Here is a 9,018-nt window from a genome sequence, read left to right as displayed (position 1 = left end):
GCCTACCCCGCTAGCGATCTCTACAGTTTAGGAGTCACTTGCGTTTGTCTGCTCACCCAATCTCTTCCTACATTAGGTGGTTCTGATGGTCTTTATGAACCGCTAGAGTGTCGCTGGATGTGGCGAGAGCGTCTGCCAGATGGGACAACGATTAGTGAAGAGTTAGGGCAAATTTTAGATAAACTGCTTCAGCCTTTACCGAAGGATCGCTATAAATCGGCTTTGGAGGTGCTGGAAGCCTTGCACTCTAAACTTACTAAACCTTCTGATGTTAGTGTCACGATACCCACGATGGCTTCCTCTCCCGCTCATCTCAGGGCATTGGGGATAAATTACAGCAAACTGCGGGATTTCCTGACCGCCCGCAACTGGAAGGAAGCAGATCGGGAAACACGAATGCTCCTGCTTCAAATTTCCCATCGAGAACCAGAAGGCTGGCTGAGAGTTGAAGATTTTCAAAAGTTTCCCTGCCAACACCTCGGTACGATCGATCGACTCTGGGTAAATTACAGCGACGGACGCTTTGGCTTTAGTGTCCAGAAGCGCATTTGGGAAAAGATTGGCGGAAAACCTAACTTTGACTATGCCACTTGGTGTCGTTTTGGCGACCAAGTGGGTTGGCGTGTCAAAGGCAATTGGTTAAATTACTCGGATCTCACTTTCTCCGGAAATTCTGCCCCATCGGGTCATCTTCCGGCTGGAGGATTAGAAGATACTGGATTGGGTCGCTGGGATTTGGTGTGTTCTTCTCTGGTGGCGAGACTCGCCAAGTGTAAAATTTGCTAATCGCTGATTGGATTTTGATTCATTCTTAGAAACGTCGATTCAATAACTTACACTCATTCGCGTTCTGTAGGGGCATGCACAGAAAAAGCCCCTACAGCCAATACCCCGATAAAAGAAATCGGGGGTTAATCAATCCACACTCCTTAATAAAGCCGACTCAACACGTACTCAGCCATGTCAATGAGCGCTTGACGGCACTCCGAGTGCGGTAAATCTGCTAATTGTTGAACGGCGAGTTGGGCATGATGGGCAGCTAATTCGCGCGATCGCTCGATACCCTGACTTTCTTCAATGAGGGCGATCGCTGCTTCTAAATCCCCCTCCTCTGTAAATTCCCGCTCAATGAGCGCCTCCAGGTAAGGTTTTTCTTCTAAGGCAAATAACACGGGTGCTGTTAGATTGCCACTTTTTAGATCCGATCCGGCTGGCTTACCTAAAGCTTCTGTCGAACCCGTGAAGTCAAAAATATCATCCACAATCTGGAAAGCCAAGCCGAGATGACGTCCGTAGCGATACAAATTTTCTGCCGCCTCCTCCGAGACATCACTGAGTAGTCCAGCCGCCTTCGCACTGTTAGCCATCAACGAGGCAGTTTTGTAGTAACTCTTCTCTAAGTAAGCTTCGAGGGACATACTGGCATCAAAGCGATTCAGCCCTTGCTGAATTTCTCCTTCTGCCATATCCATAATCACTTCTGAGAGCAGTTTCACTACTTCTAAATGATTCAAATTTGCCAAATACCAAGAAGATTGGGCAAATAAAAAGTCTCCCGCCAACACAGCGATGCGATTGCCAAACCGGCTATGAACCGTGGCAATACCGCGTCTTACCTCGGATTCATCCACCACATCGTCGTGTACCAGACTAGCGGTGTGAATCATTTCCGTAATTTCTGCGAGACGCCGGTGACGTGGGGTAATGTCTTGATCCAGCATGGTTGCCCGCGATATCAGCAGGACGATAGCGGGTCTAACGCGCTTTCCTCCTGCCCCAAATAAGTGTTCTGCCGCCGCATACAGGATGGGGTGACGGGCACCAACCAGCTTTTTCAAATTCTCCGTCAGAACACGTAGGTCTGATTCAACAGGGGCAAAGAGGGAGGTCACTGAGGTCATGGATCAGCTGACTCTGGCTTAATAGTTACGAAATTTTACATTCCTGTCATTTATTTTAAGCTAATGCTCCCCTACAGGGAAGTTTTGTTCCTTAGAAGATGCCCCCGCAGCCTTTTTTTGAAATTGTATCGACTTGTAAAGTATCTAAAAAAATCCCTCCTAACCCTTGGGGATCTTGTGTTACTCTAATATGTAAGGATTTGAAAAGCTTAATAGAGTTACTGAGCCAAAAAATTACAGAAAACACTTACGTGTTTGTAATGAATTGGTAAAGGATGGCAGATTTTTGGTAGGCGGTAGCATTTCCGGCTTCCTGCATCTTTTTCTAGCGTTAAGGCTCTAGGAAAACTAGCCATCCGAAAATAAAGGACTTTCAATAGGCACTGTGGATTAGCTTGCTCTCTACGGGATTGCCGAAAAAATCTCAGATTATTTTTATCAATTTTCTGGGGTTTTAGTTAAATCAAGAATTTTTGGGGCGACAGCGACCTCCAGAATTCCTATGGGCAGACATATTCTCAAGCATTGACTCAAGTCTTGACTTGGGACATTGTCTTGGGAAAAGAACTTGTATAAAAATTTACATTCCGCTACTTGTGATTGTGCGACACTATGACGTATAATGATATGCCTCTGATTATCCCATTTTTAGCCACTGGTTATTTATTGACGGTTTACCTGCTGTTGATTCTGGCACAGCGAACTGTGAAAGGTGCGGGTAGGACGAAGTCCATACCCTAGCGATCGCGACAGAAGTATTAGCCGTTTGCAGCACGCTCACCTCATCGATCCGCGATTAGCAGTCAAATCTAGAATTTTGGATTGAAGAACCTATTCTTTAATTGACTGCTACTCGCTTAGCTCTAGCGGTAATTGCCGATGTAGCACTGTCGGTAAATAAACTTTTTCTACCGCAGGCGTACACCCCAGCCACTGTACTGACAGTTGTGCAAACTGTTCGGGACAACCGCTCACGGCAAATCGAGTTGCTAGAGGCGGGCGGGTGTTTCTCAGTCCTAGTAAATCCAGCTCTTGTGCAGCCGCAGCCACTACATGAACTGCCGGATCGCATAGCTTCACCGACCGGGGCAGAATTTTCCTCAGGACGGGTGCTAAGTGGGGATAGTGGGTACAGCCATAAACAAGCGTGTCAATGCGATGGTGCAGTAACGGTGCCAGGTACTCCCGCGCCACTTCTAGGGTGTAAGGCTCATGGATGCGGTTTTGCTCAATCACCGGCACAAACTCTGGGCAACCGACTTGCCAAACTTGGGCAGTGGCGTCAACTTCTAAAATCGCGCGACGATAAGCGTTGCTAGCGGCAGTGGCTGGGGTAGCGATGACTCCAATCCGGTTGCCTAGCTCAACAGCCGCGCGGGCACCAGGCAAGATAACTCCCAAAATCGGGAGAGGAAACTCAGACCGCACTGCCTCCAAAGCGAGGGCAGAACTGGTGTTGCACGCCATGATCGCCATTTTGACGCCCTGCTGCATCATCCAGATGAGAATTTCGCGCACAAAGTGCAAAATTTCTGCCTGAGAGCGAGTGCCGTAGGGCAGTCGAGCCGTATCGCCAAAGTAAAGAATCGATTCGGATGGCAGCTGCCGGTAGAGTTCCCTCAATACCGTCAGCCCGCCGACTCCGCTATCAAAAATCCCAATTCTGGCTCGTTGAAGAGCCTCATTTGTTTTTTGTTCCTTATTCATCATTAATCAACCACTCCCCACAAACCGGCATTTAGAGACTTTGTTGAATGTACTGTAGAATACCGCGAGCGATCGCTCTTGCCATCTGGCTCTGGTAATTTGGCGAAGCCAACTTCACAGCCTCTTGTGGGCTGGACACAAAACCAACCTCCACTAAAACAGCGGGCATCGAACTCTTCCTCAGTACATAAAATCTCGCCTGCCGCACTCCTCGATCTCGGATATCAACGTTCTGCAAAATACTATTGTGAATGGTTTGCGCTAAACGCCCACCACTAGAGTAATAGTAAGTCTCCAGCCCCTGCACATCAGGACGCCCACCAATTGAATTGGCGTGGATACTGACGAATAAATCGGCATTGGCTCGCTCAGCCATCGTTACTCGTGGTTGCAAGTCTACAAAATAGTCATCCTTTCGCGTCATCACCGCCTGGATGCCCTGTTGCTCTAGCAATGCCGCTACCTGCTGTGCAATCGGCAAAATTACATCGACCTCTCGCAAACCTCTATAACCGATGGCTCCAGGGTCTTTGCCTCCATGTCCGGCATCTACAACCACAACCAATCGTCCAACACGGGGGCGGGGTCGCGAAGGCGGATTGTTATTCTGAGGCGGCGGCACGTTAACAGAACCCGTGGGCGGAACCCGAATAGGGCCTGTGGGAGGAACAACCGAGCCAAGGCGACTTCGTTGCAGTTGCAGTGCTAAAAGTTGGTCGCTCACCTGATTGAGTTCTCCAACCTGTACCCCTGAGGCTGGTTGCACCAGAATGACGACAGTCCGCGAGTCTTGCTGCTGCAAACGCACCCGCCGCACTGAAGTGGTGGCATCCAGTTGAGGTCCCCTAACTCGGTCAGCTAGTTCAGCGGAAGGAATCGTAATTCGATAAACTCCCTCTCTTGCATCCCATCTGCCGGTGTATCTGACAGCCGCATCCGCCCGAATTAATAACTGGGTTCCGGAAGAAGCGAGTTCAACCGATTGAATTGTTGCTAACTGATTATTCGGACGGTTGGTGGGGACGGGTTGGCTGGGTGCAGTTGAAGGCGGTCTAGACCCCCCCGAAATGGGAGAGGGTTGATTTCCAGCTAGTGGTGGACTTTCAATGTCGCCAGCACTCGTACCCTTCGGCAAGATGACAATACCGCCAAAATCGCTAACACTTGCCAGCCAGTCCGGGCTTTCTCTCCTCACGTTCATCGTGACGCGAACGATTGAGGGTGAAGTATCAACTTGGGACAATAAGATGCGACTGACGCCATAGCGATTCACCGTCGAAGAAGGCGATGTAAGACTGCGGGAAAGGGTCGCTCCTCGCAGGTCAAAAGTAATGTTTTTGCGATCGCTACTCCGGTTCACCTTAATAATCTGCGGGCGACCCCCATTCGTCCTTAGGAAAAACCCATCTCGCGTTACCTGCACATCTTCGATTTGAGCAAGCGACCCAACCGTTACGTTTGGAGGTGTCTGACGAATCGGTGGGCGACTCAGCACTGGAGGCGGCGAAGGATTTCTAGGAGCTTGATTGGGAAGCGGTTGCAAAGGGGGCGGCGGAGAATTTCCCAAATCTAGATCTCTGGGTGCTAGATCTCTGGGTGAAGGATTTGACACCTGCGCTACTCGTTCGGGCTTTGGTAATTGCACCGACCACTGGCTGGGGGAAGCTCCTCGAACTAGCACTTTTTCTGGATCGAGGGTGTAACCAGGGTCTAATTCAATCACCATCCGAGTAGTATTACCTTCAAACTGTCCTACTCGCAGAGAACGCAGCGATCCAGCCAACTGCTGAGTCACCGTTGAGCGCCCCAAGCTGGTACCGGGCAGATCGATTACCACACGGGTCGGGTTGGCAAGCAGTTGCGCTCGCGGTTGCACTCCATCATCCGTCCTAAAGTCTAGTCGGTTCTGATTGGCATCAAAACGCCAATACACCAGTCTTGCCGCATTCGCGGGAAGTGAAACGAGAAAAATGCTCAAAAAACTGGGTAATAGCCAGTAAAATCTCACTATCGTTGCTCCTGAAAAAGGCAAAGACCGTAATAATCGGCCTGTACGCTGTAGACCTGTTTCGGATGTTTTCGGTTCACATCCGGTGCATTGCGGTAAACAAAGTAAACGATTTTAGACTGGGTTGAACAATATCACGACTTTGGTCGCAATGCAGAATAATCGACTAGGCATGACTTTTTTCGCTGGAAAAAGCCAATTACCATCGGGAAGATGCCTGGTGTATGGAGTTTCTCATCAGAGATTTTTGTTCTCAGGGCTTGGCAATGATAACGTCTTGATGCTGCCTATTCCCAAGCCACGCGAGCCAACACTTTTCTCAAAGCGAGAGAAACCTTTTAAATCCGATTAAATCCGATAACCAACCCCAAGGGACGTAGATAAAGTGACTTAAGTTTCACAAAAACCGTTTGCTGTTAGTTTTTTGTCAGTAGGTACTACGGAGTAGGTAGTCGGTGTTGATTGTATACCACCACTACCCACTACCCACACATGAATTAATAACTAATCGCTTTCCTTAGCAGGAACCGATGCAGGCTCTTGAAACACAAACCGTAATAAGGGAGGTGCTAAAAAAGTTGTCAAGATGACCATCATAATAATCGCGGCTTCTGTGGCTTCAGACAAAGCACCGCTGGCAGAACCAACACCGGCAAAGACCAACCCGACTTCGCCTCGTGGAATCATCCCGACGCCAATCGCTAATCGGTTGATCTGAGGTTGACCAAATACGACTAGACCCGTAACAACCTTTCCGAGAATTGCCACGACAATCAGGAACATAGCCATGAACAACCCTTCCCGGTTACTGGGAACCGCTGGATTGAGAACTCCTAGGTCAGTTTTAGCCCCAACCGTTACAAAGAAAATCGGCACCAGCAGATCGGCAATAGGCACTACCTGCTTTTCCAGTTCTTTACGCTTATCCGTCTCGTCTAAGACTAAGCCAGCGGCAAAAGCTCCCAAAATGGCTTCTAGGTGAATAGCGGCTCCCACATAGGCCATCAAGAATGCGAAGATGAAAGCCGGTATGACTAGCCCGCCGCGCGTCTTGAGCTGATCGGCGATCGCTACAAAGGATTTGTTAAAAACCTTACCTAGCAGAATCGCACCTAGTAGAAAACTACTGGCGCTGACGATCAGATAAATGACGTTGCTGACATCTACTTCACCCGTTTTTGCCAAACTAGCTACCACTGCCAAAACGATGATACCCAGAACATCGTCTATAACCGCAGCGCCCAGAATAATCTGACCTTCTCTAGAAGTGAGACGCCCCAATTCTGAGAGAACTTTGGAAGTAATCCCAATGCTGGTTGCAGTCAAAGCCGCACCCGCAAAAATCGCCGGAACCGCTGGCACGCCAAAAAAGAGCATCAGCCCCGCAGTGCCAGCTGCAAAGGGCACCACTACCCCCACCACTGCGACGACGACTGCCTGGATACCGACTGCCATCAGTTCCTTTAAGTTCGACTCCAGACCAATTTCAAATAGCAGTACGATTACGCCCAGTTCTGCTAAAACGGAAATGACTTCGCTCTGGGTTTGAAATACTTCACCAATCGTGTCGAGACTTAAGCCAGAAGTGCCTTGCAAGAAGGACATCAGGACAGAATCAGAAGCGACTGACCCGCTTTCTGGAAATACCAGCAGATGCAGGGCGGAGATACCCACCACTACACCGCCGACCAGTTCGCCTAATACAGGCGGGAAGCCCATCCAGTTTGATATCTCCGCCCCCATTTTGCTAGCGAAGTAAATGATGACTAAAGTCAGTAACACTGCCGCTAAGACCACTGGACTTTTTTCTGCTTCTTGTGTTGCTGTCGCTAAGACAGCAATAGTTTTGCTCGAAAGTGAGAGTGAGAAAGTTGGGCTTAGTAAACTAAGCCAGTGAGCTGCATCTATCGGCATGAGTTCTGCACAAAATCATTCTTTTCAATGTACAAGCTTCTTTACAAAATCAAGCTTTTATCTGGGGATTTAACAAGAGTCAAAGACCTGTCAAGATGATGGCTTGAAAGGGGCGCGGTCAATTTCGCGGCGCGATCGCATAGTTGAATCTAATCCCTGAAAGCAAAGTATAAATACTTACCATCCCCGATAGGACTGGCGATCGGGCGATACCCCTTGCATTACAACTAGCACTATCGCCTGAGTTGCTAAAACGGTAACTGCTGAGATTTTTTGGCTGTGGTAGTGGCAGATTAGGAACATTCCACCGGCACAATGAAAAGCAGCTGGTGCAGTTCTAGTATGAGACAACACGATCTAATGAATCGAACTCCATCTTTCGCAAGTTCCTGGTATCAGCGTCAGGCAATATCTTTCGCCGTGGGTCTTTTAAGTGTAATCATGACGAATCCAGCGATCGCCCAAGAGAAAATGTTGCGAACCATCACTGTCACTGGCAGGGGAGAAGAATCGATTGCAACAACGTTAACGCTGGTGCGGCTGGGGGTTGAGGTTCAGGGTAAAGTGGCGGCGGATGTGCAGCAGGAAGCAGCACGACGCTCTAGCGCAGTGGTGGATTTGCTAAAATCTCGCAATGTCGAAAAATTACAAACCACCGGCATTAGCCTCAACCCGACTTACAGCTACGAAAACAACGTCCAGCGTCTGACTGGGTATACCGCCACCAACATCGTTAGCTTTCGAGTTAATAATCAAACAGCCGGAACGCTTCTGGATGAAGCAGTGAAAGCTGGGGCGACGCGGATTGACGGCATTAGTTTTATTGCTGCTGATAGTGCGATCGCGACCGCTCAAAAGCAAGCTTTGCGCGAAGCGACTCAAGATGCCCAAGAGCAAGCGGATGCTGTTTTGAGTGCCCTAAATCTTACTCGCCGGGAAGTGGTAAACATTCAAGTTAATGGTGCTTCTACGACGCCGCCGCCCCCAATGCCCCTAGCTGACATGGCTTTGCGATCTGGAAAAGTAGAGGCGTCTACACCCGTGATTGGTGGCGAACAACAGGTAGAGGCATCCGTGACTCTACAAATTACCTATTAGGAATATCTGTGGGCTTTTGCCCACTTGATATTTCTGAGGAATTCGATAACGGATTTTAGGACAACTTGCGATCGCTCCTCACCAACAACGCCTTAATGCTGGTGCTGGTATCCCGCAAGGAACTGAGTGTTTACGCAAGTGAGTATCGCTTTGTCTATGCTTGTTTTTCAACCTAGGTCACGTTCTCAAGTTGGGTGAACTGACTACAGAGTAGGACTTCTAAAAAGGTAATCAGGCAATTTGAAGCGTACTGGGTTCAGGGATGGATTCACCTTCTGCAAGCCATGCTTCTAAGTACATTTCAATCACTTCTTCGCCCTTGTGAATTGCTTCCTCACGAGTTTTGCCGTGAGTGCAAGGCATGACAACGCGATCGCCAAACTCTGGGAT

The 9,018-nt window shown here is 49.0% G+C and carries 9 protein-coding genes; 3 read left to right on the top strand and 6 right to left on the bottom strand.

The window, feature by feature from the left end; all coding sequences use genetic code 11:
- Window positions 1–786, top strand: a 786-nt coding sequence (locus H6F50_RS00860; protein WP_190425253.1) for a GUN4 domain-containing protein, incomplete at its 5' end; no start/stop codon positions are given.
- Between the two features lie 143 nt (window positions 787–929).
- Here the strand turns inward: H6F50_RS00860 and sds are convergent.
- Entirely contained in the window at window positions 930–1,901 is a 972-nt protein-coding gene (gene sds, locus H6F50_RS00855) for a solanesyl diphosphate synthase (RefSeq protein WP_190425250.1), read from the bottom strand.
- A 612-nt stretch (window positions 1,902–2,513) separates the two neighbouring features.
- Here sds and H6F50_RS27460 point away from each other — a divergent pair.
- Window positions 2,514–2,642, top strand: a complete 129-nt coding sequence (locus H6F50_RS27460; RefSeq protein ID WP_277877655.1) for a hypothetical protein — start codon at window positions 2,514–2,516, stop codon at window positions 2,640–2,642.
- 108 nt (window positions 2,643–2,750) lie between these two features.
- Here H6F50_RS27460 and murI read toward each other — a convergent pair whose 3' ends face one another.
- From murI to H6F50_RS00835, 4 genes are all read right to left on the bottom strand, one after another.
- The gene (murI, locus tag H6F50_RS00850; RefSeq protein ID WP_190414918.1) at window positions 2,751–3,611 is read right to left on the bottom strand and encodes a glutamate racemase; all 861 of its coding nucleotides are present in this window, start codon (window positions 3,609–3,611) and stop codon (window positions 2,751–2,753) included.
- 28 nt (window positions 3,612–3,639) lie between these two features.
- Window positions 3,640–5,616: an N-acetylmuramoyl-L-alanine amidase gene (locus H6F50_RS00845; RefSeq protein WP_190425247.1), complete on the bottom strand. Its 1,977-nt coding sequence runs from the start codon at window positions 5,614–5,616 to the stop codon at window positions 3,640–3,642.
- A 504-nt stretch (window positions 5,617–6,120) separates the two neighbouring features.
- On the bottom strand, window positions 6,121–7,530 hold the full coding sequence (locus tag H6F50_RS00840; protein WP_190414916.1) for a cation:proton antiporter: 1,410 nt from the start codon (window positions 7,528–7,530) through the stop codon (window positions 6,121–6,123).
- Window positions 7,531–7,707: 177 nt separating this feature from the next.
- Window positions 7,708–7,884: a hypothetical protein gene (locus H6F50_RS00835; RefSeq protein ID WP_190425244.1), complete on the bottom strand. Its 177-nt coding sequence runs from the start codon at window positions 7,882–7,884 to the stop codon at window positions 7,708–7,710.
- A gap of 6 nt (window positions 7,885–7,890) precedes the next feature.
- On the opposite strand from H6F50_RS00835, the gene H6F50_RS00830 reads away from it, so the two are divergent.
- Window positions 7,891–8,628 (top strand): SIMPL domain-containing protein, encoded by a 738-nt coding sequence (locus H6F50_RS00830; RefSeq protein ID WP_190414914.1) that lies wholly within the window; start codon window positions 7,891–7,893, stop codon window positions 8,626–8,628.
- A gap of 231 nt (window positions 8,629–8,859) precedes the next feature.
- Here the strand turns inward: H6F50_RS00830 and H6F50_RS26820 are convergent.
- Window positions 8,860–9,018: type II toxin-antitoxin system HicB family antitoxin (locus tag H6F50_RS26820; RefSeq protein WP_199291914.1), on the bottom strand; the 159-nt coding region annotated here is incomplete at its 5' end.

Source organism: Coleofasciculus sp. FACHB-712, assembly GCF_014695635.1.
Lineage (GTDB): Bacteria > Cyanobacteriota > Cyanobacteriia > Cyanobacteriales > FACHB-T130 > FACHB-T130.
The sequence above is the reverse complement of the archived record's forward strand: the minus strand, read 5'-3'. Positions and strand labels throughout refer to the sequence as shown.